The organism is Mycolicibacter sinensis (genome assembly GCF_001667375.1).
GTDB classification, from domain to species: domain Bacteria; phylum Actinomycetota; class Actinomycetes; order Mycobacteriales; family Mycobacteriaceae; genus Mycobacterium; species Mycobacterium sinense_A.
In genome coordinates, this window is the sequence record NZ_LZIN01000038.1 from 22,222 (window position 1) to 48,427 (window position 26,206).

A 26,206-nucleotide genomic window follows, 5' to 3' on the forward strand; every position below is an offset into this window, starting at 1 on the left:
TCGCGCAGAAGGTGGCGCAGAGGGTGACTAGGCCGTCTCGGTGATGGGCCGGTCCACCCAGCTCATCAGGTCGCGCAGCTTCTTGCCGGTGACCTCGATCGGGTGCTCGGCGTTGGCCTTGCGCAGCCCCTCGAGTTCCTTGTTGCCGCCTTCGACGTTGGCGACCAGGCGCTTGACGAAGGTGCCGTCCTGGATGTCGGAGAGGATGTCGCGCATCCGCTGCTTGGTGTCGGCGTCGATCACCCGCGGCCCGGACAGATAGCCGCCGTACTCCGCGGTGTCGGAAACCGAGTAGTTCATCCGGGCGATGCCGCCCTCGTACATTAGGTCGACGATCAGCTTGAGCTCGTGCAGCACCTCGAAGTAGGCCATCTCCGGGGCGTAGCCGGCCTCGACCATGACCTCGAAGCCGGCCTTGACCAACTCCTCGGTGCCGCCGCACAGCACGGCCTGCTCACCGAACAGGTCGGTCTCGGTCTCCTCCTTGAAGGTGGTCTTGATGACGCCGGCCCGGGTGCCGCCGATGCCCTTGGCGTACGACAGCGCCAGCGCCTCACCGGCGCCGGTCGGGTCTTGGGCGACCGCGATCAGCGAGGGCACGCCCTTGCCGTCGACGAACTGGCGGCGCACCAGGTGCCCCGGCCCCTTCGGTGCGACCATCCCGACGGTGATGTCGGCGGCCGGCTTGATCAGGCCAAAATGGATGTTCAGGCCGTGGCCGAAGAACAGTGCGTCACCCGCCTTCAGGTTGGGCTCGATGTCGTTCGTGAAGATCTCGGCCTGCGCGGTGTCGGGCGCCAGCAGCATGATCACGTCGGCCCACTTGGCGACCTCGGCCGGGGTGTCGACCTCCAGGCCCTGTTCGGAGACCTTGGCCCGCGACTTGGAGCCCTCCTTGAGGCCCACCTTCACCTGCACGCCGGAGTCGCGCAGGCTCAGCGAGTGCGCGTGGCCCTGGCTGCCGTAGCCGATCACACCGACCTTGCGGCCCTGGATGATCGACAGGTCGGCGTCGTCGTCGTAGAACATCTCAACTGCCACTTTGTGTCACTTCTTTCTATCTTTTCTGGGGGACTATTTGGTCGTGCCGATGCCGCGTGGACCGCGGGACAACGATACGAGACCCGATTGGACGATCTCGCGGATGCCATAGGGCTCCAGCACCCGCAGCAGCGCCTCGAACTTGGCCGGGGTGCCGGTGGCTTCGATGATCAGCGATTCCGGCGAGACGTCGATCACCCTGGCGCGGAACAGGTTCACCGCCTCGACGATCTGCCCGCGGGTACCGGCGTCGGCGCGGACCTTGATCAGCGCGATCTCGCGGGAGACCGAGTTGTCGTCTTCCTGCTCGACGATCTTGATGACGTTGATCAGTTTGTTGAGCTGCTTGGTGATCTGCTCCAGCGGGGTGTCCTCCACCGAGACGACGATCGTCATCCGCGACATGTTCTTGGTCTCGGTGGCGCCGACGGCCAGTGACTCGATGTTGAAGCCGCGCCGGGAGAACAGCGCGGCGACCCGGGCGAGCACGCCGGGCTTGTCCTCGACCAGCACCGAGAGGGTGTGCGTCTTCCAGGCGGTGGTCATCAGGCGTGTCCTTCGTTGTCTTCGTCGTCGAACAGCGGCCGGATACCGCGGGCGGCCTGGATCTCGTCGTTGCTGGTGCCGGCGGCCACCATCGGCCACACCTGCGCGTCGGCGCCGACGATGAAGTCGATCACCACCGGGCGGTCCGTGATCGCCCGGGCCGCCTTGATCACGTCTTCGACGTCTTCTTCACGGTCGCAACGCAATCCGACGCAGCCGTACGCCTCGGCCAGCATCACGAAGTCGGGAATGCGGTGCGAGTGGGTGGCCAGGTCGGTCTGGCTGTACCGCTCCCCGTAGAACAGGGTCTGCCACTGCCGCACCATGCCCAGGTTGCCGTTGTTGATCAGCGCGACCTTGATCGGGATGCCCTCGATCGCGCAGGTCGCCAGCTCCTGGTTGGTCATCTGGAAGCAGCCGTCGCCGTCGATCGCCCACACCTCGGCGTCCGGGCGGCCCATCTTGGCCCCCATCGCCGCCGGGATCGCGAAGCCCATGGTGCCCAGTCCCCCGGAGTTCAGCCAGGTGCGCGGCTTCTCGTACTTGACGAACTGCGCCGCCCACATCTGGTGCTGGCCCACGCCGGCGACGTACAGCGCCTCGGGTCCGGCGATCTGGCCCAATTTCTCGATCACGAACTCCGGGCCGAGGCTGCCGTCGCTCTGCGGGCCGTAGCTCAGCGGATAGGTGGAGCGCACGTCGTCGAGGTAGGCCCACCACTCATCCAGGTCCAGCGCCAGCTTCTCGGTGCGCAGCGCGGCGATCAATTCGGTGATGACGGCCTTGACGTCGCCCACGATCGGCACGTCGGCATGCCGGTTCTTGCCGATCTCGGCCGGGTCGATGTCGGCGTGGATGACCTTGGCGTCCGGGGCGAACGAGTCCAGCTGGCCGGTGACCCGGTCGTCGAAGCGGGCGCCGAGGGTGATCAGCAGATCAGAGCGCTGCAGGCCGGCCACCGCCGACACCGTGCCGTGCATGCCGGGCATGCCCAGGTGCTGGCGGTGACTGTCCGGGAAGGCGCCGCGCGCCATCAAGGTGGTGACCACCGGGATGTTGGTCAGCTCGGCCAGCTCACGCAGCTCCGCGCAGGCGTCGCCGCGGATCACCCCGCCGCCGGTGTAGAGCACCGGCCGGCGCGCCGCGGCGATCAGCCTGGCGGCCTCCCGGATCTGCCGGTTGTGCGGTTTGGTGGTGGGCTTGTAGCCGGGCAGGTCCAGCTTCGGCGGCCAGGCGAAGGTGCACTGGCCCTGCAGGATGTCCTTGGGGATATCAACCAGAACTGCTCCAGGCCGTCCGCTTGCCGCGATGTGGAATGCCTCGGCGATCACCCGGGGGATGTCGTCGCCGTTGCGGACCAGGAAATTGTGCTTGGTGATCGGCATGGTGATGCCGGAGATGTCGGCCTCCTGGAAGGCATCGGTGCCGATCAAGGACCGCCCGACCTGACCGGTGATGGCGACCACCGGGATCGAGTCCATCTGCGCGTCGGCCAGCGGGGTGACCAGGTTGGTGGCACCCGGCCCCGAGGTGGCCATCATGACCCCGACCCGCCCGGTGGCGTGCGCATAGCCACTGGCGGCGTGCCCGGCGCCCTGCTCGTGACGGACCAGCACGTGGCGCAGTTTCTTGGAGTCGAACAGCGGGTCATAGACCGGCAACACCGCTCCACCGGGGATACCGAAGATGACGTCGACGTCGAGTTCCTCCAGCGACCGGATCACCGACTGGGCGCCGGTCAGCTGCTCGGGTGCGACGCGCCGGACCGCGGGTTTGGCTTTCTCGGCGGAGGGGGCCCCGTAGGCCGGCTGCGGCCCCTCGGTTGCGGCCGACCGCTGCGACGGTCGCGTGGTGGGTGCGCTCACGGTTTCCTCTTTGTCTCTGGTGAACTGGACTGGTGGCAACAAAAAACCCCCGCCAGCTCAGCTGCTGCACGAGGGTTGCGCGTTGGTGGTTGAAAGCTCAGGCAACAACCAACGCGCAGGGGGTTACTACGAGCATGCCGTTGTCCATAGCCAAAGACGGTAGTCGCTGCACCGACCGGGCGTCAAATGACTCGGTCGGTGTACTTCAGTGCAAATGGCCGGCGAGCACTCCTTGCTCACCGAACAGCGCCGCCGTCCACTGCTCCAGTAGCGCGGTGTTGTCGTGGTCGTCGGGGTGGAAGCCAGGCCGCATGTACTCCCCCAGCCGGCGGAAGACTGCGCGAGTCAAGAACGGCGAGTGCCGCAGGGCCGCAAAACTGCGGACGAGTCGCACCGGGTGATAGGCGGCCCGGTCGGCGAAGAGCGAGATGAGGGTGTTCGTCACGACAGCGAGGGGAAAACTGAAGCGGATTATCCGCATCGTCCGGATGCGCCGGGTCTCGTCACCCCCGACCGCGCGATAGACGTCGAAGGCCACCGAGCGGTGCTCGGATTCCTCGATGGCGTGCCATAGCAGCATGGATCGCACTTCGGTGTTGCCGAGCAGGGCCTGGGCCCGCTCATCAGTGAGCAGGGTCTCGGCGAACACGGCGGTGAAATGTTCGAGCGCGGCAGTGATGGCAAGGCACGTCAGCGGGGAGAACCGTCGTTCGATGGCTTTCTGGCGGCGGTTCACCAGCCGGTCGATCCTGCGGGTCGGGTAACCCATCTCATGCAGTCGCTCATTGAGTGCACGGTGCTCGCGCCCGTGGGTGACCTCCTGGCCGATGAATCCCTTGACCTGATCTTTGAGGTCGGGGTCGGTGATCTGGTCGGCGTAGCGACGCACCGAACGAATGAAGAAGTCCTCGCCCTCGGGGAACACCGCCGACAGGTGCGCGATCATGTGGCTCATCACCAGGTCACCCTGGACGAAGTGGCGATCCAGGGCCGCCACCGGGTAGTTGAACCGGATGCGACGCGGCTGTACCGCCGGGTGGCGGTTCTCGTTGGCGGTCATGACTCTCTCTCGGGTTGTCGGTCTGCCGGGCCGGCCACCAGCGGTCGGGCCAGCGTCTTGAAAGTGTCGAGAATGTCGTTGGCGGCCAACGGTTCGTAGCCGTCGATCAGGCGCGACATCGCCAGGCCGTTCATGAGCGCGAAAGCCATCTGCAGCCCGACGCGCGACTGCGGCGTGGCGGTACTGTCCGGGCCGGCGGGGGCCAGCAGTTGGGCGTACACCCGTTCGCAGGCCTCCGCGAACTGCCGGTCGGTTTCGATGATCGCCGGCGCCAGATCGGGGTCGGTCCGAGCCGCCACCCACAATTCGTGCGTTGCGGTGAAGGTGGGACCGGAGAACATCGACCACAGCAGGTCGAATGCCTCGTCGAGCTTGTCGGCGGCGGGGTCGAGGCCGGCCATCAAGATCTCGAACTCCTCGATCCGGCGATTCAGCGCGAACTCGATGGCGGCGGTCAGCAGCCCGATCTTGCTCGGGAAGTGCCCTTGCAGCGCCCCCACCGACACCCCGGCGCGACGGGCCACCTCCGTGGTCGTGGTGCCCTTGAAGCCGAGCTCGACCAGTGCGTCAAGCGTCGCGTCCAGCAGCGCGTGCCGGGTTCCCGCGGTCCGCTCCGCCTGGGTCCGGCGAGGTCTGGTCGGCGCCATGGGGCCATCCTGCGCTACTTAAAATAAGTAGTCAATATTTTTATGGGGGCTTTCGGCTGCGAGCGCACTACCGGGACCGGCGGTGACATCATGCGAGGGTGGCCTCCCACTCCCCCGATCCCGCACCGTTGGTGATCCGACTCTCGCCGATGGCCCACTTCGCGGTCGGTTTCCTGGCCCTGGGCCTGCTGATACCGGTCCTGACCTGGCCGGTCACCGCGCCGGTACTGGTGTTGCCAGTGCTGGCCTCGGCGTTGATCGCCCGGTGGCGGACCGTAGCCGACGCACATCAGGTCACCGTGCGGAACCTGCTCGGCAGCCGCTCGGTGGACTGGGACGACATTGCCGGGCTGGGGTTCAACCGGGGGTCGTGGGCGCGGGCGCATCTGCACGACGGCGAGCAACTGCGCTTGCCGGCGGTCAGCTTCGCCACCCTGCCGCTGCTCACCGAAGCCAGTGGCGGGCGGGTACCCAACCCGTATCGCTGAACCGTGCTACGGCGGTTCCAGCCGGGTTCAGCCGATCGGGTTCGCCCCGTTGAGGAAGATCCACATCGCCACGCCGCCGGCGATCCCGAGCAGCAACGCCGCGATCGACCCGATGAACGGGCGCCGGGCCCAACCCCGGTCCCCGTCAAGCCCGTACCGGCCCGGTCCGACCAGCACGATCGCCACCGCCACCACGATCAGCATCAGGTGGAATTCGTGACCGTCGGGCAGGAAGAACTCGAAGCGGCCCGGGCTCTGCGACGAGACGCCGGCGAGCACGCCGTTGATCAGGTACGCCAGGGCGCCGGCCGCGGCCAGCGGGGTGAACAGACCCAGCACCAGCAGCAGCCCGGCGGCGATCTGCCCGCCGCCGGCGGCGTAGGTCAGGATGTCGGCGTGCTGGTAGCCGGCGTCGGCGATCGAACTCTTGAATCCGGTCACGCCTTGGCCGCCCCACCAGCCGAACAGCTGGCGCAGACCGTGGGCTACCAGCAGCACGCCCAGGCCCACCCGCAGGATCAGCAGGCCCAGATCTTGGGTTCCGCGCCGGTCCACCACCCGAAATGGATCGTCGGTGTCAGCGCCGACCGGACCGGGCACCCGCCCGGCGGGGGCCTGCGGTTCGGCATACGGCAGCGGGTTGTAGTCGCCGCCGAGGGGACGCGAGCCGGTCGGGTCATAGGGCGGGATAGCCGCAGTCTCGAAATCACCGGTATAAGTCGGCGATGGCATGTCGTCCTCCGGATCTACCAGACGTGCCGACTCGGGACGTCCTTTGCCTGCGTCGGCAGCTCCACCCGGCCGACGCCAGTGTGAGCCCTCACCTTGACTCTTCACCCTGCAAGGGTAAGGGCAACCCCGGCGGGATTGGGGATTTGAACGGCTTCGTTAGCGAATCGATTCCGGCCCGGTGCGACCTCGACGACGCCGCGCTACAACGGGCTTCGTGGCGGACCCGGGCCCGGTGTCCGTAACCTGGCGGGCATGCGGATGCGCGGGGCGGTTCACCGGGTGCCTGTCGTCTTGGGCGCGGCCCTACTGATTCTGACCGGTTGCGCGCACTTCGACGACGCGCAGTCCCAGCCCTTCACCACCGTGCCCCGCCGCGGGATGGCGCCCACCACGACGCCCCCGCCGCCGCCACCCCTGCCGGCCAACCCCTTCCCCAAGCAGTGCCCGGCGCCCGGGGTGATGCAGGGGTGCCTGGAGAGCACCAGCGGCCTGATCATGCACGCCGACAGCAAATCGGCGCTGGTCGCCGAGCGGACCACCGGCGCGGTCAAGGAGATCTCGCTGACCGCCGAACCCAAGGTGAAGACCGTTATCGGCGTCGACCCGGCCGGCGACGGCGGGTTGATGGACATCGTGCTGTCGCCGACGTACGCCCAGGACCGGTTGATGTACGCCTACATCAGCACCCCCACCGACAACCGGGTGATCCGGGTCGCCGACGGCGATGTGCCCAAGGACATCCTGACCGGGATCCCCAAGGGCGCGACCGGAAACACCGGCGCGCTGGTCTTCACCAGCCCGACCACCCTGGTGGTGCTGACCGGCGACGCGGGCAATCCGGCCGCGGCGGCCGACCCGGGATCGACGGCGGGGAAGGTGCTGCGCATCGAGCAACCCACCACAATCGGCCAGGCCGCCCCCACCACCGCGCTGAGTGGGCTGGGCGCTGGCGGGGGCCTGTGCGTCGATCGCGTCGACGGCTCGCTCTACGTCACCGACCGCAGCCCGAGCGGCGACCGCCTGCAGCGCATCACCAAGGACTCCCAGGTGTCGACGGTGTGGACCTGGCCGGACAAGCCCGGCATCGCCGGGTGTGCCGCGATGGACGGCATCGTGCTGGTCAACCTGATCAACACCAAACAGACCGTCGCCGTGCGCATGGCGTCGGGTACCGGTTCGGTCACCAGCGAGCCGGAGGTCATGCGCCAGGACTCCCACGGCCACGTCTGGGCCGTCAAGATGTCGCCGGACGGCAACGTCTGGGGCGCGACGGTGAACAAGACCGCCGGTGACGCGGAGAAGCTCGACGACGTCGTGTTCCCGCTGTTCCCGTCCGGCGGCGGCTTCCCGCGCGCCAATGACGACAAGGACTGATCCGGTCGCGCATTGACCTGAGCTTGCAATAGGTCGACTCAGAGCAATCTTTGCAATCGACGGGACAACCCCTGCAGGTCGGACGGATTGCACGAACGGCACGGCTCTCGCCGGTCCGCAGACTGCCCGCAATAATCGACTAAAAATCTGTTTGACCAGGTATTCATTTGGGTCGACTCCGAAAATATAGACCGCTGTCCGACGCGTCCCCGTCGGCCGCGTCACAATCCCGACGGTGGTTGGCCTCCTAAACTACTTTCAAGTAACCTTTCGTAAGCTGTGCGACCCGTCACAGAAACCGTAATGAGGAGACCCATGCAATACGTTGTTCGCTCACCGTGGATCGTCGCCGGCGCGGCGCTCGTCGGCGCCGGCGCCATCGCCGCCATCCCGGTCACCGCGCCGCTGCCGACCCTGCCTGCCGCGCACTCATCCGCGGTGGCGCTGACGGCCGACTTCGATCCGTTCGGAGCCTGGCAGGACGTGTTCGACACCGCCAAGACCAACGCCACCACGCTGTGGGACGCCGTGTCGGCGGCTCCGATGATGGCCAGCCAGCAGCTGATCGCCAACCTGATCAACGGCGTGTCGATCGACCCGCAGGCCGTCATCGACGCCGTCGTGCAGCCCAGCATGGAGACCGACCTGCCGATGTCACCGCTGCTGTTGAGCAACGACGCGCTGCAGGCACTGATCACCCTGGTGATGCCGCAGTACATGCCCGACGACTTCCCCCTCAGCACCGATGAGCTCACGCCGGTTCTCTCTTTCCTGGCATCACCGCTCAGCGGGGTGCTGATCGGCGCGCTCGCCCCGAGCATCAGCCCGCTGGTTGCGCTCTACAACGGCGTTACCGAGATCAGCACCGCGTTGTCCGGCGACAACCCGGATTGGACGGCGGCGCTGCAGGACATGGCCAACCTCCCGGCCAACATGCTCGGCGGACTCCTCAACGGGGCCACCCTCAACCTGGATGCGCTGCTGCCCAGCCTGACCGAGGCCGGCCTGCTGCCCGAAGACCTGGACGTCACCGCGCTCAGTTACACCTTCGGCGGCCTGCTGTCCCCCGGTCTCACCGGCAGCGACGTCGAGGGCTTCGTCAACCTGATCTCCGACGGCAGCTCCCCCGGCATCGGCGGCTCGATCATCAACGGATTGGGGCTGACCACCGGCCTCATGGGCTTCCCGCTGGTGGTTGAGGGCCAAGGCGTCGGGCTGCTGGGCGCGTGGCAAAGCCTGGAAGAGATCATCGCCCACGCTCTCGGCTGGGACGGCGTGAGCAATCCGCTCGACGATGTGGCCGCCGGTGGCAGCGCGGTCGGCACCGACCTGCTCGCCGACCTGATGGGTTCGATCGGCCTGTAGGCCCGTTCTCCAGCCCACGAGTGGCCCCCTCCGATCGCGGAGGGGGCCACTTTCGTCGTCGGTAGCGTGCGATCGGTTCTCACAGAAGCTTTACCGACTGCGCCCCCGCGGCCTTAAATATCGGCTTTAACTTGGGAGTCACCTAGCGAAAAGGACGACGACACGATGTTGATCGACGTGCGGTGGCTGCAGTTCATCTTCGACCACCGGAGCAACCAGCGAGTCCGTCATCTGCCGCAGATCGCCGGCGCCGCCGCCGCCGACTGAGGCGGCCGGACTACCCGCAGGCTTTCAGCACCAGTTCCCGCACCCGGGCGGCGTCGGCCTGGCCCTTGGTGGCTTTCATCACCGCGCCCACGATGGCGCCGGCGGCCTGCACTTTGCCGCCCCGGATCTTCTCGGCCACATCGGGATTGGCGGCCAGCGCATCGTCGATCGCCGCTTGGATCACCGAGTCGTCGCGGACCACGACCAGGCCGCGGTCGGTCATCACCTGGGCCGGCTCCCCCTCCCCGGCGAGCACTCCTTCGACCACCTGGCGGGCCAGCTTGTTGGACAGCTCGCCCGACTCCACCAGCGACACCACCTCGGCGACCTGCGCCGGCGTGATCGCCAGGGCGTCGAGTTCGACACCGGCTTCGTTGGCCTTCTGCACCAGGAAGTTTCCCCACCAGGCCCGGGCCGCCTCGCTGGAGGCCCCGGCTGCCACGGTGGCCGCCACCAACTCGACCGCGCCCGCATTGACCAGATCCCGCATCACCTCGTCGGAGACGCCCCACTCGTCTTGAATCTTCTTGCGGGCCAGCCACGGCAGCTCACCGATGGTGCCGCGCAGCTGCTCAACCAGCTCGGCGCTCGGCGCTACCGGCTCCAGGTCGGGCTCGGGGAAGTAGCGGTAGTCCTCAGCGGTCTCCTTGGCCCGTCCCGGGCTGGTGTAGCCCGCCTCGTGGAAGTGCCGGGTCTCTTGGATGACGGTGCCACCGCCGGTCAGCACCGCGGCCTGGCGACGCATCTCGTAGCTGACCGCCACTTCGACGCTCTTGAGCGAGTTGACGTTCTTGGTCTCGGTACGGGTTCCGAATTCCGTTGTCCCGGTAGGCATCAATGACACATTGGCGTCACAGCGCATCGATCCCTGGTCCATCCGCACATCGGAGACGTCCAGGGAGCGCAGCAGATCCCGCAGCGCGGTCACATACGCCCGGGCGATCTGCGGGGCACGCTCACCGGCGCCGGTGATCGGCTTGGTGACGATCTCGATCAGGGGAACGCCGGCCCGGTTGTAGTCCACCAGGGACTCGCTGGCGCCCTCGATGCGGCCGGTGTCGCTGCCCACGTGAGTGAGCTTGCCGGTGTCCTCCTCCATGTGGGCACGTTCGATGTCCACCCGCCACACCGAACCGTCCTCCAGTGGCACGTCCAAGTGACCGTTGAACGCGATCGGCTCGTCGTACTGGGAGATCTGGTAGTTCTTCGGCTGGTCGGGATAGAAGTAGTTCTTGCGGGCGAACCGGCACCAGGAGGCGATCTCGCAGTTCAGCGCCAGCCCGATCCGGATCGCCGATTCGACCGCGGCGGCGTTGAGCACCGGCAGCGAACCGGGCAGGCCCAGGCACACCGGGCACACCTGGGTGTTGGGTTCGGCGCCGAATGCGGTAGAGCACCCGCAGAACATCTTGGTGGCCGTGGACAGCTCGACATGCACCTCCAGGCCCAGCACCGGGTCGAAGCGGGCGACGACGTCGTCGTAGTCGAGCAGTTCGGCGACAGCAGCGGTCATGGCCGAAAGTCTAGGTGACCCCGTCACACCGGCCAGTCCTCCATCCGGTAGGCCGCGTCGAAGAACATCCACTCGTAGCGGGCGGTGGTGTGGAAATGCCGGCGCATCAGTTCCCGCTCGGCCGGTGACGCGTCCGCACCGACCCGGTCGGTGACCGCGAGCACCGCATCGACCACCTCCTGGAACTCCTGGCCGGCGTAGGTGTCGATCCAGCGTTGGAACAGCGGCTCGGGCGAGCCGTGACGCTGCAGGTGTTCGCCGACCCGGGCGTAGATCCAGTAGCAGGGCAGCACCGCCGCGACGGCTTCGGGGTAAGAGCCGGACGCGGTGACGGCCAGCAGGTAACTGGCGTAGGCCTGGGTGGTCGGGCCGGCCGGAACCGCCGCGGCCGCGCCGGCGTCGAGCCCCAGGTCGGTGAGTAGCCCGGCGTGCAGCTCGGTCTCGGCGGCGATCGCCACGCCGACGTGCTCGGCGAACATCGTCAGCTCCGCCTCGAGCGGCGCCTTGGCCGCACAGCCCGCCAGCGCCCGCGCGTAGGCCCGCAGGTAGTGGTCGTCCTGGACGATGTAGTAGCGGAATTGGTCGTGGCCCAAGGACCCGTCGGTGAGTCCGGTGATGAACGGGTGTGCGCAGATTCGCCGGTAGATATCGGCGGCCTGGTCCCAGAGTGCGTCACGTGTGCGATTGACCATGACCCACCGTAGCCCGCCCACTAAACTGGCCGGATGTCCGAGCGCAACGTATTGGGCGATCCGCTACAACCATGCGGCAGTGACCCGATCACCGGTTTCTACCGGGACGGCTGCTGTTCGTCGGGTCCGGAAGACATTGGGCTGCATACCATTTGCGCGGTGGTTACCGCCGAGTTCCTCGAGCACCAGCGCTCGATCGGCAATGACCTGTCCACGCCGATGCCCGCCTATCGGTTTCCGGGCCTGGCCCCCGGTGACCGCTGGTGTGTCACCGCGGTGAATTGGCTTCGGGCGCATCGTGACGGGCGGGCAGCTCCGGTGGTGCTCGCCGCCACCCATGAACGCACCCTCGACGTCGTTCCGCTGGATGTGCTGCGCGCCTATGCCGTTGACGTGCCTGACGACCTGGGCGATCTGTGATCCGCTACGAGCCGAGCACGGCGCCGATACCGCCGTTTTGTTGCTGCTGCTGACGGTGATGGACGTACCAGACGAACTGCTCTACCAGCTCGCCGTATTGGGGGCAGTCTGCCATCACCGACCCGGCCAGCAACTGTCCGGTCTGGTCCTGAGGCAAACCGGAAGTAGCCAGGATGTGGTCGACGGCGTGTTTGACGCCCGCCAGAGTCGGCTGGTCGCTCATGAACGCGCAGACCTCGCCACCGTGCTCGTCGACGTATCCGCTCACCGCGTCGCCGCTGGCGTGCGCCGGGGCCGCTGGGGCCAGCACTACCGGCACGGCGCACAGCGCCGCGGCCATCCGCAACAGCTTCCCCATTCGCGCCCCCCGACGTTCGTCCATCCGGCTAGCGAACCGTAGTCCGCCGAACACGCATCGACCATTCGGTGACTATTTCCCCAACAGGTGATGCACAAACGCGAACTACCCGAAAAACGCCGCCGCGTCGTCATAGCGGCTCTGCGGTACCACCTTGAGCTGGCGCACCGCGTCGGCCAACGCGACCCTGCCGATCTCCTGGCCCTGCAGCGACACCATCATTCCGTACTCACCGGCGTGAGCGGCGTCGGCGGCGTTCACACCGAAGCGGGTGGCCAGCACCCGGTCGTAGGCGGTCGGGGTGCCGCCGCGCTGCACATGCCCCAGCACGGTGGTGCGCACCTCTTTCTTGACCCGCCGCTCGATCTCGACGGCCAATTGCGCGGCGACCCCGGTGAATCGTTCGTGGCCGAACTCGTCGATGCCGCCGGCCCGTAGCTCCATCGATCCGGCGGCGGGTTTGGCTCCTTCGGCGACGACGCAGATGAAGTGCGACGAGCCGTGCTGGAAGCGCTGCTTGACCAGCCGGCACACTTCTTCGACATCGAAGGGTTGCTCGGGGATCAACGTCATGTGCGCACCGGAGGCCAGGCCGGCATTGAGTGCGATCCAGCCGGCGTGGCGGCCCATCACCTCGACCAGCATCACCCGCTGGTGGGATTCGGCGGTCGAATGCAGCCGGTCGATGGCCGCGGTGGCGACCTCCAGGGCGGTGTCGTGCCCGAAGGTGAGATCGGTGCAGTCGATGTCGTTATCGATGGTTTTGGGCACCCCGACCACCGGCACGTCCTCCTGTGACAGCCAGTGCGCCGCGGTCAGCGTGCCCTCTCCGCCGATGGGGATGAGCACGTCGATGCCGTTGTCGTCGAGGGTTGCCTTGACCTGGGCCAGGCCGGCGCGCAACTTGTCCGGGTTCACCCGGGCCGTGCCGAGCATGGTGCCGCCCTTGGCCAGCAATCGGTCGTTGCGGTCGTCGTTGGCCAGCTGGATTCGCCGGTTCTCCAGCAAGCCGCGCCAGCCGTCCTGGAATCCCACCACCGACGAGCCGTAGCGGGAATCGCAGGTGCGCACCACCGCCCTGATCACCGCGTTCAAGCCGGGACAGTCACCGCCACCGGTGAGGATTCCGATCCGCATGAGATCCATCTTGCCGGGTGGCCGCCTGTCGGTTCCGCTGTTGGCCGGATCTCGCCCGGCTCAGGCCTTGGGGACCGACCACCCCAGTTCGAACTCGACCTCGTATTTGACCCTGCTGCCCTTGTCCTCGCGCTCGATCTCGATCTCGCGCTCGAGCGCCTCGGGCACGTCGAGCGTGCCGCCGGCACCGTAGGTGATCGTGCCGGCTTCCAGTTCGTCGGCGAGGCGACGCAGGTCTGCGGCGGCCTCGGCCCGACTCATCATCCGTTCTTCCTCGTGAATCGTGACTTCTCCCATACCGCCAGGGTACGGATGCCATACCCGCGGGGGTATGTACTCGACTACACCGGGGTGGGCAGAGCCCCCCGGGCGGCCTCGTAGGCGGCGCCCACCCGGTAGAGCCGGTCGTCGGCCAACGCCGGCGCCATGATCTGCAGGCCCACCGGCATCCCGTCGTCGCCGGAGAGACCCGACGGCACCGACATCCCGCAATGCCCGGCCAGGTTCAGCGGCAGCGTGCACAAGTCGAACAGGTACATCGCCAGCGGGTCGTCCACCTTCTCCCCCAGCCGGAACGCCGTGCTGGGCGTGGTCGGTGAGATCAGCACGTCGACGGACTTATAGGCCTCGTCCAGATCGCGGGCGATCAACGTGCGCACCTTCTGCGCCTGGTTGTAGTAGGCGTCGTAGTAGCCCGCTGACAGCGCGTAGGTGCCGAGCATGATGCGGCGCTTGACCTCCGGACCGAATCCGGCTGCGCGGGTCAGCGCCATCACCTCCTCGGCGCTGTGGGTGCCGTCGTCACCGACGCGCAGCCCGAACCGCATCGCGTCGAACCGGGCCAGGTTCGACGACACCTCCGAGGGCAGGATCAGGTAGTAGGCGCTCAGCGAGAAGTCGAAGTGCGGGCAGTCCACCTCGGAGATCTGCGCGCCCAGCGCCGTCAGCTGTTCGACGGCGGCGTGGAACGACGCCAGCACGCCCGGCTGGTAGCCCTCCCCGCTGTGCAGCTGGCGCACCACCCCGATCCGCACACCCGAGAGGTCGCCGCCGGCCCCGGCTTTCGCGGCGGCGACGACGTCGGGCACCGGTGCGTCCAGCGAGGTGGAGTCGCGCGGGTCATGCCCGGCGATCACCTGATGCAGCAGCGCGGTGTCGGCCACCGTGCGCGCGCACGGCCCACCCTGGTCCAGCGATGACGCGCAGGCCACCAGCCCGTAGCGGCTGACCGTGCCGTAGGTGGGTTTGACGCCGACGGTGGCGGTCAGCGCGGCCGGCTGGCGAATGGAACCGCCGGTGTCGGTGCCGATGGCCAGCGGCGCCTGGAAAGCCGCCAGCGCTGCGGCGCTCCCACCGCCGGACCCGCCCGGCACCCGCTCGACATCCCAGGGGTTGCGGGTCACCTGGTAGGCGGAGTTCTCCGTGGAGGAGCCCATCGCGAACTCGTCCATGTTGGTCTTGCCCAGGATCGGGATGCCGGCCGCGCGCAGCCGTGCGGTCACGGTCGCGTCGTAGGGGGGCCGCCAGCCTTCCAGGATCTTCGATCCGCAGGTGGTGGGCGCATCGACGGTGGTGAACACGTCCTTGAGCGCCAGCGGCACCCCGGCCAGCGCCGAGGGCGCCTCGCCGGCGGCGATCGCCTGGTCGGCCGCTTCCGCCGCGGCGAGCGCCTCATCGGCGCCGACGTGCAGGAACGCCCCGTAGCGGTCGTCGGTGGCCGCGATCTGGTCCAGGTGAGCTCTGGTGACCTCGACCGAGGACACCTCGCGGGCAGCGATCCGCGCCGCCAGGGTGGCCGCGTCGGACCGGATCAGCTCACTCACTGGCTCTCCCCCAGGATCTGCGGCACCGCGAAGCGGCCGTCTTCGGCACGGGGGGCGGCCGCGAGCGCCTGCTGCTGAGTCAGGCAGGGCACGATCTCATCGGGACGGGTGACGTTGACGGCCTTGAGCGGATTGTCGGTCGCCTGCACACCGGTGACGTCCACGGCCTGGATTGTGCTGACGTGGGTCAGGATCGCGTCGAGTTGGCCGGCGAAGCCGTCGAGTTCGGCGTCGGTCAGCGCCAGCCGGGCCAGCCGGGCCAAGTGCGCTACGTCGTCACGGGAGATCTGGGACACGACCGCCAAGCCTAGCCGGGCTGTGGAACAGTGTTCGCCGTGCCTTCCTATCTGCTGCGCGTCGAACTGGACGACCGCCCGGGCAGCCTCGGGTCGCTGGCGCTCGCCCTGGGCTCGGTGGGTGCCGACATCTTGTCGCTGGACGTCATCGAGCGCGGCAGTGGCTCGGCGATCGACGATCTGGTGGTCGAGCTGCCGCCCGGGTCGATGCCCGACGTGCTGATCACCGCCGCCGAACGGCTCACCGGGATACGAGTGCACAGTGTGCGCCCGCACACCGGGCTGCTGGAGGCGCACCGCGAACTCGAGCTCATCGACCGCATCGCGGCGGCCGGTGACCGCCGGGCCAAACTGCAGAAGCTGGTCGACGACGCGCCCCGGGTGCTGCGGGTCAGCTGGTGCATGGTGGTGCACGGCGAGGGATCCGCCGGGCGGTTCCGCCGGCTGGCCGGCAGCCCGGGCACCCCCGAGACCGAAGTCGGTGCGTTGCCGTGGCTGCCCATCGAGCGCGCCACCGCGCTGGACAACACCGCCGAGTGGGTCCCCACGGTCTGGCGGGAGATGGACACCGCGCTCCTGGCCGCCCCGCTGGGCGACCCGCGCACCGCGGTGGTCTTGGGACGCACCGGCGGTCCGGCGTTCCTGCCGGCCGAAGTGGCGCGGCTGGGCTATCTGGCCGGGATCGTCGCGACCCTGCTGGGCTAATCCGTTGTCTCGGCCGGCCCTTCGGCCAGCAACCTGGCGAAGCCCTCTTCGTCGAGGATCGGCACGCCGAGTTCGACGGCCTTGTCGTACTTCGACCCCGGCGCGTCACCGGCGACGACATAGGCGGTCTTCTTCGACACCGATCCGGCCGCCCGGCCGCCGCGGGCGATGATTGCCTCCTTGGCCTCATCGCGGGAGAAGCCGGTCAGGGAACCGGTCACGACGATGCTCAAGCCCTCCAGGGTTCGTGCGATGCTCGCGTCGCGCTCGTCGGCCATCCGCACCCCGGCCGCCCGCCACTTGTCGACGATCGTGCGGTGCCAGTCGACGTCGAACCATTCGGTGACCGCGCTGGCGATGGTGGGCCCGACGCCCTCGACGGCCGCCAGCTGCTCGGTGGACGCCGCGGTGATCGCCTCCAGGCTGCCGAACTCGGTGGCCAGCGCCCGGGCCGCGGTCGGGCCGACGTGGCGGATCGACAACGCCACCAGCACCCGCCACAGCGGTTGGGATTTGGCCTTGTCCAGGTTGACCAGCAATTGCCGGCCGTTCTTGGACAGCGCACCACCTTTGGTGGTGAACAACTCGGTGCGCAGCAGGTCGTCTTCGGTGAGGGTGAACAGATCGCCCTCGTCGGTGATGACGCCGGCGCTCAGCAGCGCGATCGCCGCCTCGTACCCGAGGGCCTCGATGTCGAAGGCGCCGCGGCCGGCGACGTGGAACACCCGCTCGCGCAGCTGCGCCGGGCAGGACCGCGCGTTGGGACAGCGGATGTCGACGTCGGCCTCCTTGGCCGGCGCCAGCAGGGTTCCGCATTCGGGGCAGTGGGTGGGCATGACGAATTCGCGTTCGGTGCCGTCGCGCAGGTCGACGACCGGCCCGAGCACCTCGGGGATCACGTCGCCGGCCTTGCGGATGATCACGGTGTCGCCGATCAGCACGCCTTTGCGTTTGACCTCCGAGGCGTTGTGCAGGGTGGCCAGCCCCACCGTGGAGCCGGCCACCTTGACCGGGATCATGTAGGCGAACGGGGTGACCCGGCCGGTGCGCCCGACGCTGACCCGGATGTCGACCAGCGTGGTCTGCGCCTCCTCCGGTGGGTACTTGTAGGCCACCGCCCAACGCGGCACCCTCGAGGTGGCACCAAGTCGGCGCTGCAGTGCCCGATCATCGACTTTGACGACCACACCGTCGATTTCGTGTTCGACGTCGTGGCGGTGCTCGCCCCAGTAGGTGATGCGTTCGGCTACAGCGGCCATGCCTTCGACGCGGGCGGTGTGGGCCGAGACCGGCAGGCCCCAGGCGCTCATCGCGGTGTAGGCCTCGTGCAGGGTGGCCGGGTTGAATCCCTCGGTGTAGCCGAGACCGTGGCAGACCATCCGCAGATTGCGGCGGGCGGTGACGGCCGGGTTCTTCTGCCGCAGTGACCCGGCCGCGCTGTTGCGGGGATTGGCGAACGGCGCCTTGCCCTCGGCGACCAGCCCGGCGTTGAGGGTTTCGAAGTCCTCCAGCCGGAAGTACACCTCGCCGCGCACTTCCAGCACCGCCGGGATCGGGAATTCGCCGGCGGCGGTGAGGAATTCGGGGATGTCGGCGATGGTGCGCGCGTTGAGCGTCACGTCCTCGCCGACGCGGCCGTCGCCGCGGGTGGCCGCGCTGCTCAGGCGGCCGTCGCGATACACCAGCCCGAGCGCCACCCCGTCGACTTTGAGCTCGCACAGATAGGTGGTGTCGCCGCCGATCTCCCCGGCAACCCGGCCCGCCCAGGCGGTCAGCTCATCGGGTGAGAACACGTCCTCCAGCGACAGCATCCGCTCCAGGTGCTCGGCCGGCGCGAACTCGGTGGTGAACCCGGCCCCGCCCACCAGCTGGGTCGGTGAGTCCGCGGCCCGCAGCTCGGGGTGCGCGTCCTCGAGCGCGAGCAGCCGGTTGAAAAGATCGTCGAATTCACTGTCGGGGATGATCGGCGCGTCTTTGACGTAGTAGCGGAACTGGTGCTCGCGCACGTCTTCGGCCAGGTCGTGCCACTGCCGCCGGATCTCAGGGGTGACGCTGTCCGCTTGTGGGCTCACCCCCGCAGGTTATCCGGTTCGGTCTGCGCCGGAGTTTCGGCGCAGGGTGATTCTTGTCCCGCCGGCCCGCTGGCCAGGGCCGAAAAAACCGAACCGACCCGAACCGTTCACGGCCTGTACACCGCGAGTGGTTAATCTGCGCCCTGCGTAAGCCATCGGGAGAGAGCTTGCTCACCACCGCGGGACTGACCTCATTAGGAGCACCGAGCACGCATGGCCTCTTCAAGCCCCTCGCTGGCGTTGCTGTCGGCCGCCGGCTTCGGCGTCACCGACTTCGTCGGCGGGGTGGCCGCCCGCCAGGTCACCGCGCTGCGGGTGATCCTGATCTCCACGCCGGTGTCGATGGTGCTGATCGGCGGCCTGGCCGTGCTGTGCGGCGGCTCGGTCACCACCAACGCGGTGATCTACGGGGCACTGGGCGGGATCAGCCAGGCGGTCGGTATCTGGTGGTTCTTCTCGGCGCTGGCCGCCGGACCGATCTCGGTGGTGTCACCCCTGGCCGCCCTGGTCGACTCCGCCGTCCCGATCGGTTTCGGGTTCCTCTCCGGTGAGCGGCCCAGCCCGGTGGCCACGGCCGGCATCGCACTGGCACTGATGGCCGTGTTGCTGATCAGCCGAGAGGCCACCGGCGGGACTCCCACACCGCACCGCTTCACCTACAAGGTGGCCTGGCTGACGATCGCCTCCGGATTGGCGCTCGGACTCAACTTCGTGTGCATCGACCACACCGAGCTCCAGTCGCGGCTCTGGCCACTGCTGTTCGCCCGGGCCGCGGCGACCGTGCTGGTGGTTGTGCTGGCGACGGCCACCCGCAACGCGGCGCCACCGTCGGGGGCCCCGCTGCGGCTGGCGCTGATCGCCGGCGTGCTGGACACCGGGGCCAACGTGACGATGGTGCTGACGCTGCACACCTCGCTGCTCTCGCTCGGCAGCGTGCTCATCTCGCTGTACCCGGCAGCAACAGTGGTGCTGGCGATCGTGGTGCTGCGCGAACGAGTACATCGCTGGCAGGTCGTCGGCATGGTGCTCGCGGCCGCCGCGGTGGCGATGATCACCACCGGCTGAGGCTTTAGCCTGATACGGTGCCGCACCCGATCATGTTCCGCGACGACGACCCGGGCCTGGCGGACCTGCGCCGCATCGCCTTGGGCTTTCCCGAGGCGTCCGAGAAGATCTCGCACGGCCGCCCGGTGTTCTGCGCGCCGAAGATGTTCGCGATCTACAGCGGCAGCACCAAGATCGACGGCACGATGGTGCGCTATCCCCACTCGCTACTGGTCAAGGTCGAGGAATCCGAGCGGCGCGCCCTCGAGCAGGACAACCGGTTCTTCTATCCGATGTATCTGGGACCGTCAGGCTGGCTGGGACTGGATTTCGATGCCGCCCAGGTGGATTGGGATGAGGTCGGCGAACTGGTCGACGCCTCGTTTCGGCTGACCGCGTCGTCACGGTTGATCCGGCTGCTCGACGGGCTATGACTCGACGTGGGCGCGCAACCGGTGGATGGTGGCGTCCCAGCGCCGCGACAGCGCGGCGAGGTAGTCACCAGCTTCGGCCAGGGGCCGGGTCTGCACCTCCCAGATGCGTTCTCGGCCGCGGCGGGCGCTGTTGACCAGGCCCACCTCCTCCAGCAGTTGCAGATGTTTCGTGGCCGCCTGCCGCGTCACCGGGACCACCTGGGCGACTTGAGAAGTCGAACAGGGACCGCCCTCGCACAGCCGCTTGACGATTAGCAACCGGTTGGGGTCTCCGAGCGCGCCGAAGACCGGGGCCGTCACGCCGGCCGGCCCAGCGCCAGGTGCTTGCGCACCAACTCCGCCTGGTGCGCCCAACCGCCGGAGTTCGCCTCGAACGCACCGGAGCGCCGGGCTTCCGGCAGCGCGTCGAAGCCGCTCTCGACGATGGTGAGGTGCACCCCGTCGGCCGTTTCGGCGAGGGTGAACTCCACCAGGGTGGTCGGCTCGTCCTCGGCATCGGCCTCACCGGCGCATGGGTGCCAGCGGTAGGCGAACCGTCGCCGCGGTTCCACCGCGACGATCTGCCATGTCGTTCGGTTGCCCGCGTGCGGCTCCTGCAGCCGGGCGACCTCCTCGTCGACGGTCGTCGGGGTGATCGTCGCCGTCACCGAACTGCCGGCGACGAAGGGTCCGTCGATCCGGACACCGAACCACTGCCCGAATTCCGCCGAGTCGCTGATCGCCTGCCACACCCGGTCCAGCGATGCCCGCAACACGACCTGCTTCTCGATACGATCGGCGCTCATACGCAACCTCCTGGTTGCCTATCAGTAGAACAAGCCCCGGCCCCGATGCGCAACCCTTCGGTTGCGCTGTTAGATCGGGCCGAATCCGCCGACGGGACACTGCCGTAGGGAAGCAGGCGCCGTTCCGGTCAGCGCGACGACAAAGACGACATCACTGGCCGGGGCCAGCGCGAACCAGTCACTTGCGTACACGCGATGACGCCGACGCGCGTACCTTTGCGCTATGCCGGACCAGTTGGGCGCCTTCGCCGATGCCGCCCGGGCACGCGAACAGCAGTTGGTGCAGCGGCTGGCGACGTCGGTGGAACTCGACCGGACTTTCGAGGGGATCCTGCACGGCGCGCACCAGTACAACCTGCAGGCACGACAGCGTTGGATGCGCTTGAAACAGAGATCCGTGCGGCCGCCGCAACCTGGCCAGGCCTTGGCACCCCGGCCGGAGCCCGCCAGTTCCAGGCGTATCTGCTGGCGTTGACCGGGCGGTACCCGGCTGGTGGCGCGAAGCAAAAAGGCGGTCCTGACGATCAATCACCGGTAAATGAATCACTTGACGATCTGTATCAGGACTTGGCGGAAGTGAACGTAAAAATTGCCGCACAACGCCCGCCCCCCGGATCCCCGAAACCCTGCTGAGGCGGCGGAGTATAACGCGGAAGCTCAGGAATTATATGACGAAATTCTTACCTTGTCAGCCAAATTCCTCGCTTATGGCGTCACGATACAAGTGCCACCTACCCCAGAACTTCCTAGATGAGGTGTCTGACCGTGTGGTTTTTGGAGGGGATAACGTGATTCGCAAAAGGTTGTTCCCACGGTTCAAGATGCCCGCTATCACGTACGGTATTGTCGTGGCGCTAAGCGCCTGCCATTCCGGCGGCGTTGGCGCGGTACCGGGCGTAGATGCCGGCTCGTTGATCGTGGGGCTCGGTGAGGTTAAACGTATCGCTGACCGCAACGACCTCACTTCGCTGCCGGTGAGGGATGCGCCCGCCTCGCATCACGAAAGCTCGCACACGCCGGAGCAGTGTCGCCCGGTGTTCGGCCAAGAAGACGCTTTTGGCCATAACTGGACACAGTTTCGCGCCATGACATACACGGCCGTCGGTAAAGAAATAAACGTCATCTCTGCCGTCACGCAGGCGGTCGGGATATATCCCGATGACGGCGCGGCGAAAGCTGAATTCGACCGGATCGTATCGTTCTCCGAGGCTTGCGCGACGCTAAAGGCAAAGCTCTACGATTTCCGCATGAATAGACAAGATCCGTCCACTGTTGCCCTGGTCTTCCCGGGGAATTCGCAGAGCGTAATATACCGCGTAGCATCATCAGTGCTGATCGATGTCGTAGTCCAAGGTATTCCCCGCTCGGACCAGATCGCAGAAGCTGTCACGCAATTGATCTCCGACCGGGTGAAGTAAGTAAATAATCGCCGACCTCGTCGTTCGCCGCGCATCGCGAGACAGCATCACACGCACGCCGACAACTAGTTCGTCATCTGCGGAAAATCAGCCTCGGTTCGGGGCCGGTTTCCGCCGGAGCCGCTACACCGCCTCCGGATCCTGCGCCAGCGCCTCACCCGCCTTGCGCACCAGCCCCACTGCGGTGCGTGCCCACTCGGGCGTGGCGCCGGCCATCCCGCAGACCGGGCTGATACCGACCCGCTCGCCCAGCACCGAGCGCGCAAAGCCGATCCGGTCGGTGACCGCGGCCACCGCGGCGGCGAGTTCCTCCACCGACGGGCGCCGCGCCGGCGCGACCGCCGGGAGCAACCCCAGCACCACGGTGCGGCCGGAATCGACGAACGCGCCGATCGCGTCGTAGTCGGGCGCCTCCAATGCGGTGGCGTCCAGCGATACCGCAGTGATACTACTGCGCTGCAACACATTCCACGGCAGTCCAGCCGCGCAACTGTGCACCAGCACCTCGCCGCCCACGGTCTCGGCGCAGCCGTTGAGCAGCGCCGTGGCCACCGCCTCATCGATGCCGGGCACCGGGCTCAGCGCGGTCACCCCGGCCAGCCGGCCGGTCACCGCGGCGGTCAGGGACGGCTCGTCGAACTGCACGACCACCGGGGTGTCGAGCCGACGGGACAGCTCGGCCCGATGCGTCTTGAGCCCCTCGGCCAGCGACGCGGCCAGGTCCCGGACCGCACCGGGGTCGGTGATGGCCCGGTGGCCGTTAGCCAGCTCTACCTCGGCGGCCAAGGTCAGCGGCCCGGGCGCCTGCACCTTGACCGGCTGCCCGCTGCCGCGCAGGCCGGCGATCTCCCAGGCTTCTTCGAGGGCATCGGCGTCCTCGCCGAGCAGGCTGACCGCGCGCCGGCTCACCGCGCCGGGCCGCGCGGCCAGCCGGTAGCCGCGCGGGGCGGTGTCGATGGCGATGTCGACCAGCAGTGCGCCGGCCCGGCCGATCAGATCGGCACCCACCCCGCGGCCGGGCAACTCGACCAGGTGCGCCAGGCTGCCGCCCAGCTCCCCCACCACCACCTCGGCGGCTTGGCGCGCGGAGGTACCCGGCCAGGAGCCGATACCGGTGCCGGTGGCGAAAACACTCACCCGGGAACCGTACCGGCGGGCTAACCTTCGACGAGTGAGGACCTCGCGGCTGCTGCCGTTGTGCGCGGTCGCGGCCCTGCTGGGGTGCACCCGGATGGTGGGTGGCGCGGGCCTACTGCCACCGACGCAGATTCCGGGTCGCCTGCCACCCGAAGGGGTCGAGGTCAGCAGGATCTTGCTCGACAACTCCCGGATGCGTGGGATCACCGGCGCCGGTGAGGAATTGACGATTATCCCGTCCATGGATACCACCTCGCCGGTCGACATCGACGAACTCGCCGCGACGCTGCCTGCACCGTGCCGCTACATCTACGCCGAGAACACGGTGTTCGGCCGGGAGTTCGCCCAGTTCCGCAAGATCACCTACCAGTACCCTCCCAAGGGCGCCTTGATCTCCGAGGGCGCCGCCGTCTACCCCGACCCGGATACCGCCCGGAGCGCATTCGACGCCCTCATCGGCACCGTCGCCGAGTGCGCCGACAGTTCGGCCGGCCCGGTCCTGGTCGGCGACTGGGCCGCCGACCAGCAGACGCTGCATACCCGTGCCGGCGCGTGCGGCCGTTCCTACCTGCTCAAAACGGTGGCCCTGCTGGAGGTCACCCACTGCGGGTTCTCGGAGTCGATCGCCGATCTGGTGGTGATCAACATGGCGGCCGGGGTTCCCGGTTAAGGGCGGTGGCTCAGTCGCCGGTGCCGGCGATGGTGGCGCTGGCGATCACTTCGTCGCCGTGCGCGTCCGGGCGGTAGCAGGCCAGGGTCTGGCCGCGGGCCACTCCGCGCAGCGGCTCACGCAGCCGCACCCGCAGTTCGTCGCCGACCGGTTCGGCGATCGCGCCGACGGTCTCGCCGTGCGCGCGCACCTGCACCTCGCACTCGACGGGCCCGTCCCACGCCCGCCCCGAGGTGAACACCGGCGTCCGCCCGGTCAGCTCCAGCACGTCCAGGTCGGCGGCGGCGCCCACGGTGACGGTGCCGGTGGCAGCGTCGATACCGGTCACATAGCGCGGCCGGCCATCCGGTCCGGGCCCGGCGATGCCCAGGCCCTTGCGCTGGCCGATGGTGAAGCCGTGCACCCCGTCGTGTTCGGCCAGCACCGTGCCGCCGGCGTCGACAACGGCCCCGGGCCGCACCCCGATATGGCTGCCCAGAAAGGTGCGGGTGTCGCCGGTCGGGATGAAGCAGATGTCGTGGCTGTCGGGTTTGCCGGCCACCGCCAGGCCGCGTTCGGCGGCTTCGGCGCGGATCTCCGGCTTGGGGGTATCACCGATCGGGAACGCCGCGTGGCTCAGCTGTTCGGCGGTCAGCACCGCCAGCACATAGGACTGGTCCTTGTCGGCGTCGACCGCGCGGCGCAGCCGGCCGTCGGCGAGCCGGGCGTAGTGACCGGTGGCCACCATGTCGAAGCCGAGCGCCACGGCGCGAGCGGCAACCGCGGAGAACTTGATCTTCTCGTTGCAGCGCACGCACGGGTTCGGGGTCTCGCCGCGGGCATAGGATTCGACGAAGTCGTCGATCACCTCTGCCTGGAACTGCTCGGAGAAGTCCCACACGTAGAACGGGATGCCCAGCACGTCGGCGACCCGACGGGCGTCGTCGGAGTCCTCCCGCGAGCAACAGCCCCGCGAGCCGGTGCGCAGCGTGCCCGGGTTGCGCGACAGCGCCAGGTGCACGCCGACCACGTCGTGGCCGGCGTCGACCATGCGGGCCGCGGCGACCGACGAATCCACTCCGCCGCTCATAGCGGCGACTACCTTCATTTGGCCACCTTCATCGCGGCACCCCCGCGGCGGCCAGCATAGCCTGTCGGGCCCGTTCCACGGCGCCGGGCAGCACCGCCAGCACCGCGTCCACGTCGGCCTCGACGCTGGTGTGCCCCAACGACAATCGCAGCGAGCCGCGCGCAGCGACCGGGTCGGCGCCCATCGCGGTCAGGACATGCGACGGTCGCGCCACCCCGGAAGTACACGCCGAACCGGTGGAGCATTCGATCCCGTTGGCGTCCAACAACATCAGCAAGGAGTCGCCTTCGCAGCCGGCGAAGGTGAAGTGCGCGTTACCCGGCAGCCGGTCGGTGCGCGACCCGTTGACGCAGGTGTCGTCGATCGCCGCGAGCACCCCGTCGATGAGGCGGTCGCGCAGGCCCGCCACCCGGTCGGCGGTAACCTCCAGTGAGCCCACCGCGATCTGCAGTGCCGTGGCCATCCCGACCGCGCCCGCGACATCGGGTGTGCCCGAACGGATGTCACGTTCCTGACCGCCGCCGTGCATCAGCGGGACACACGTCACGTCGCGGCGCACCAGCAGCGCGCCCGCCCCGCAGGGACCACCGAACTTGTGGGCGGTCAGGCTCAGCGCCGACAGCCCGCTGGTTTGGAAGTCGACCGGCAGCTGCCCGACGGCCTGCACAGCGTCGGAGTGCATGGGCACCCCGAATTCCGCTGCGACTGCGGCTAATTCGGCGACCGGTAGCACGGTTCCGACCTCGTTGTTGGCCCACATCACCGATATCAGCGCGACATCGTCAGCGCGACCGGCCTCCAATTCCGCGCGCAGCGCGGCCGCCGACACCGAACCGTCGGACTGGGTGGGCAGCCAGGTGATCTCGGCGCCTTCGTGCTCGGCGAGCCAGCTGACCGAGTCGAGCACAGCGTGGTGTTCGACCTCGGTGGTGATGATCCGGCGCCGGCGCGGCTCGGCATCCCGGCGGGCCCAGTAGATTCCCTTGACCGCCAGGTTGTCGCCGTCGGTGCCGCCGGCGGTGAACACCACCTCCGACGGGCGGGCGCCCAGCTGCGCGGCGATGGACTCCCGGGACTCCTCCATCCGGCGGCGTGCGGCGCGGCCGCCCGCGTGCAGCGACGAGGCGTTGCCGACACTGCTCATGACAGCCGCCATCGCCTCGATGGCCTCGGGGTACATCGGGGTGGTGGCGGCGTGATCCAGATAGACCATGACCCGCCCAGAATACCGGGCACTTCGAGGCACCC

General features: G+C 68.3%; 28 protein-coding genes and 1 pseudogene. 10 read left to right on the top strand and 19 right to left on the bottom strand.

Annotation, left to right across the window (positions count from 1 at the left end):
* Nucleotides 1–27 precede the first annotated feature (27 nt).
* The 5 genes from ilvC to A5771_RS07775 all read right to left on the bottom strand — a co-directional run bounded on the left by ilvC (nt 28) and on the right by A5771_RS07775 (nt 5,159).
* Complete coding sequence (gene ilvC / locus A5771_RS07755; protein ID WP_207545408.1) at nt 28–1,029, bottom strand: ketol-acid reductoisomerase; 1,002 nt, start codon at nt 1,027–1,029, stop codon at nt 28–30.
* Nucleotides 1,030–1,074: 45 nt separating this feature from the next.
* Complete coding sequence (ilvN, locus tag A5771_RS07760; RefSeq protein ID WP_064854637.1) at nt 1,075–1,587, bottom strand: acetolactate synthase small subunit; 513 nt, start codon at nt 1,585–1,587, stop codon at nt 1,075–1,077.
* Nucleotides 1,587–3,452 carry an acetolactate synthase large subunit gene (locus tag A5771_RS07765; RefSeq protein ID WP_064854638.1) on the bottom strand — a complete coding sequence of 622 codons (1,866 nt, stop codon included), beginning with the start codon at nt 3,450–3,452 and terminating at the stop codon, nt 1,587–1,589. Before A5771_RS07765 ends, ilvN begins: the two co-directional genes overlap by 1 nt.
* A 205-nt stretch (nt 3,453–3,657) precedes the next feature.
* Nucleotides 3,658–4,512, bottom strand: a complete 855-nt coding sequence (locus A5771_RS07770) for a metal-dependent hydrolase (protein WP_064854639.1) — start codon at nt 4,510–4,512, stop codon at nt 3,658–3,660.
* Nucleotides 4,509–5,159: a TetR/AcrR family transcriptional regulator gene (locus tag A5771_RS07775; RefSeq protein ID WP_064854640.1), complete on the bottom strand. Its 651-nt coding sequence runs from the start codon at nt 5,157–5,159 to the stop codon at nt 4,509–4,511. Before A5771_RS07775 ends, A5771_RS07770 begins: the two co-directional genes overlap by 4 nt.
* Nucleotides 5,160–5,308: 149 nt before the next feature.
* Here A5771_RS07775 and A5771_RS07780 point away from each other — a divergent pair, with 149 nt between their 5' ends.
* The gene (locus A5771_RS07780) at nt 5,309–5,647 is read left to right on the top strand and encodes a PH domain-containing protein (protein ID WP_064854641.1); all 339 of its coding nucleotides are present in this window, start codon (nt 5,309–5,311) and stop codon (nt 5,645–5,647) included.
* Nucleotides 5,648–5,674: 27 nt separating this feature from the next.
* Here the strand turns inward: A5771_RS07780 and A5771_RS07785 are convergent, their stop codons facing one another.
* Nucleotides 5,675–6,484 carry a DoxX family membrane protein gene (locus A5771_RS07785; protein ID WP_064854642.1) on the bottom strand — a complete coding sequence of 270 codons (810 nt, stop codon included), beginning with the start codon at nt 6,482–6,484 and terminating at the stop codon, nt 5,675–5,677.
* A gap of 147 nt (nt 6,485–6,631) precedes the next feature.
* Here A5771_RS07785 and A5771_RS07790 point away from each other — a divergent pair, with 147 nt between their 5' ends.
* Nucleotides 6,632–7,753 (top strand): PQQ-dependent sugar dehydrogenase, encoded by a 1,122-nt coding sequence (locus A5771_RS07790; protein WP_064854643.1) that lies wholly within the window; start codon nt 6,632–6,634, stop codon nt 7,751–7,753.
* Nucleotides 7,754–8,068: 315 nt separating this feature from the next.
* Nucleotides 8,069–9,118: an outer membrane porin GjpA gene (gjpA, locus tag A5771_RS07795; protein ID WP_064854644.1), complete on the top strand. Its 1,050-nt coding sequence runs from the start codon at nt 8,069–8,071 to the stop codon at nt 9,116–9,118.
* Between the two features lie 277 nt (nt 9,119–9,395).
* Here the strand turns inward: gjpA and gatB are convergent, their stop codons facing one another.
* On the bottom strand, nt 9,396–10,898 hold the full coding sequence (gatB, locus tag A5771_RS07800) for an Asp-tRNA(Asn)/Glu-tRNA(Gln) amidotransferase subunit GatB (RefSeq protein WP_064854645.1): 1,503 nt from the start codon (nt 10,896–10,898) through the stop codon (nt 9,396–9,398).
* 23 nt (nt 10,899–10,921) lie between these two features.
* Nucleotides 10,922–11,590, bottom strand: a complete 669-nt coding sequence (gene tenA, locus A5771_RS07805) for a thiaminase II (protein WP_064854801.1) — start codon at nt 11,588–11,590, stop codon at nt 10,922–10,924.
* A 33-nt stretch (nt 11,591–11,623) separates the two neighbouring features.
* Here tenA and A5771_RS07810 point away from each other — a divergent pair, with 33 nt between their 5' ends.
* Nucleotides 11,624–12,010, top strand: a complete 387-nt coding sequence (locus A5771_RS07810) for a DUF2237 family protein (protein WP_064854646.1) — start codon at nt 11,624–11,626, stop codon at nt 12,008–12,010.
* 4 nt (nt 12,011–12,014) lie between these two features.
* On the opposite strand, the gene A5771_RS07815 is transcribed toward A5771_RS07810, so the two are convergent.
* From A5771_RS07815 to gatC, 5 genes are all read right to left on the bottom strand, one after another.
* Entirely contained in the window at nt 12,015–12,392 is a 378-nt protein-coding gene (locus A5771_RS07815; RefSeq protein ID WP_234782994.1) for a hypothetical protein, read from the bottom strand.
* A gap of 81 nt (nt 12,393–12,473) precedes the next feature.
* Nucleotides 12,474–13,505 (bottom strand): ATP-dependent 6-phosphofructokinase, encoded by a 1,032-nt coding sequence (locus tag A5771_RS07820; RefSeq protein ID WP_064854802.1) that lies wholly within the window; start codon nt 13,503–13,505, stop codon nt 12,474–12,476.
* 60 nt (nt 13,506–13,565) lie between these two features.
* Nucleotides 13,566–13,802 carry an amphi-Trp domain-containing protein gene (locus A5771_RS07825; RefSeq protein ID WP_064854648.1) on the bottom strand — a complete coding sequence of 79 codons (237 nt, stop codon included), beginning with the start codon at nt 13,800–13,802 and terminating at the stop codon, nt 13,566–13,568.
* Nucleotides 13,803–13,846: 44 nt separating this feature from the next.
* Nucleotides 13,847–15,328, bottom strand: a complete 1,482-nt coding sequence (gatA, locus tag A5771_RS07830) for an Asp-tRNA(Asn)/Glu-tRNA(Gln) amidotransferase subunit GatA (RefSeq protein ID WP_064854649.1) — start codon at nt 15,326–15,328, stop codon at nt 13,847–13,849.
* A complete protein-coding gene (gene gatC, locus A5771_RS07835; protein WP_064854803.1) occupies nt 15,325–15,624 on the bottom strand; it encodes an Asp-tRNA(Asn)/Glu-tRNA(Gln) amidotransferase subunit GatC in 300 nt (99 codons plus the stop codon). The genes gatA and gatC overlap by 4 nt, the downstream gene beginning before the upstream one ends.
* Nucleotides 15,625–15,654: 30 nt before the next feature.
* Between gatC and A5771_RS07840 the strand changes: the two genes are divergently transcribed.
* Nucleotides 15,655–16,329, top strand: coding sequence for a hypothetical protein (locus A5771_RS07840; protein ID WP_064854650.1), 675 nt, complete (start codon nt 15,655–15,657; stop codon nt 16,327–16,329).
* Here the strand turns inward: A5771_RS07840 and ligA are convergent.
* Nucleotides 16,326–18,401 (bottom strand): NAD-dependent DNA ligase LigA, encoded by a 2,076-nt coding sequence (ligA, locus tag A5771_RS07845; RefSeq protein ID WP_064854651.1) that lies wholly within the window; start codon nt 18,399–18,401, stop codon nt 16,326–16,328. The two genes, A5771_RS07840 and ligA, sit on opposite strands and share 4 nt — an antisense overlap.
* 213 nt (nt 18,402–18,614) lie before the next feature.
* Here ligA and A5771_RS07850 point away from each other — a divergent pair, with 213 nt between their 5' ends.
* Nucleotides 18,615–19,466 (top strand): EamA family transporter, encoded by an 852-nt coding sequence (locus A5771_RS07850; protein WP_207545405.1) that lies wholly within the window; start codon nt 18,615–18,617, stop codon nt 19,464–19,466.
* Nucleotides 19,467–19,483: 17 nt separating this feature from the next.
* The gene (locus tag A5771_RS07855) at nt 19,484–19,879 is read left to right on the top strand and encodes an MmcQ/YjbR family DNA-binding protein (protein WP_064854652.1); all 396 of its coding nucleotides are present in this window, start codon (nt 19,484–19,486) and stop codon (nt 19,877–19,879) included.
* On the opposite strand, the gene A5771_RS07860 is transcribed toward A5771_RS07855, so the two are convergent.
* Both A5771_RS07860 and A5771_RS07865 read right to left on the bottom strand, forming a co-directional pair.
* On the bottom strand, nt 19,874–20,179 hold the full coding sequence (locus A5771_RS07860) for an ArsR/SmtB family transcription factor (RefSeq protein WP_109401062.1): 306 nt from the start codon (nt 20,177–20,179) through the stop codon (nt 19,874–19,876). The genes A5771_RS07855 and A5771_RS07860 overlap by 6 nt on opposite strands.
* Nucleotides 20,176–20,664 carry an SRPBCC family protein gene (locus tag A5771_RS07865; protein ID WP_064854654.1) on the bottom strand — a complete coding sequence of 163 codons (489 nt, stop codon included), beginning with the start codon at nt 20,662–20,664 and terminating at the stop codon, nt 20,176–20,178. The genes A5771_RS07860 and A5771_RS07865 overlap by 4 nt, the downstream gene beginning before the upstream one ends.
* A 223-nt stretch (nt 20,665–20,887) precedes the next feature.
* Between A5771_RS07865 and A5771_RS24635 the strand changes: the two are divergent.
* Together A5771_RS24635 and A5771_RS07875 are read left to right on the top strand one after the other, a co-directional pair.
* A pseudogene (locus A5771_RS24635) lies at nt 20,888–21,297 on the top strand (DUF4226 domain-containing protein).
* Nucleotides 21,298–21,512: 215 nt separating this feature from the next.
* Nucleotides 21,513–22,082, top strand: a complete 570-nt coding sequence (locus tag A5771_RS07875) for a sensor domain-containing protein (RefSeq protein ID WP_165606152.1) — start codon at nt 21,513–21,515, stop codon at nt 22,080–22,082.
* 123 nt (nt 22,083–22,205) lie between these two features.
* On the opposite strand, the gene A5771_RS07880 is transcribed toward A5771_RS07875, so the two are convergent.
* Entirely contained in the window at nt 22,206–23,219 is a 1,014-nt protein-coding gene (locus A5771_RS07880; protein WP_064854657.1) for a methionine synthase, read from the bottom strand.
* A 94-nt stretch (nt 23,220–23,313) separates the two neighbouring features.
* Here A5771_RS07880 and A5771_RS07885 point away from each other — a divergent pair, with 94 nt between their 5' ends.
* The gene (locus A5771_RS07885) at nt 23,314–23,889 is read left to right on the top strand and encodes a sensor domain-containing protein (protein WP_082947135.1); all 576 of its coding nucleotides are present in this window, start codon (nt 23,314–23,316) and stop codon (nt 23,887–23,889) included.
* A gap of 10 nt (nt 23,890–23,899) precedes the next feature.
* On the opposite strand, the gene mnmA is transcribed toward A5771_RS07885, so the two are convergent.
* Nucleotides 23,900–24,976 (bottom strand): tRNA 2-thiouridine(34) synthase MnmA, encoded by a 1,077-nt coding sequence (gene mnmA / locus A5771_RS07890; RefSeq protein ID WP_064854659.1) that lies wholly within the window; start codon nt 24,974–24,976, stop codon nt 23,900–23,902.
* Between the two features lie 10 nt (nt 24,977–24,986).
* Nucleotides 24,987–26,171: a cysteine desulfurase family protein gene (locus A5771_RS07895; RefSeq protein WP_064854660.1), complete on the bottom strand. Its 1,185-nt coding sequence runs from the start codon at nt 26,169–26,171 to the stop codon at nt 24,987–24,989.
* Nucleotides 26,172–26,206: the final 35 nt, after the last annotated feature.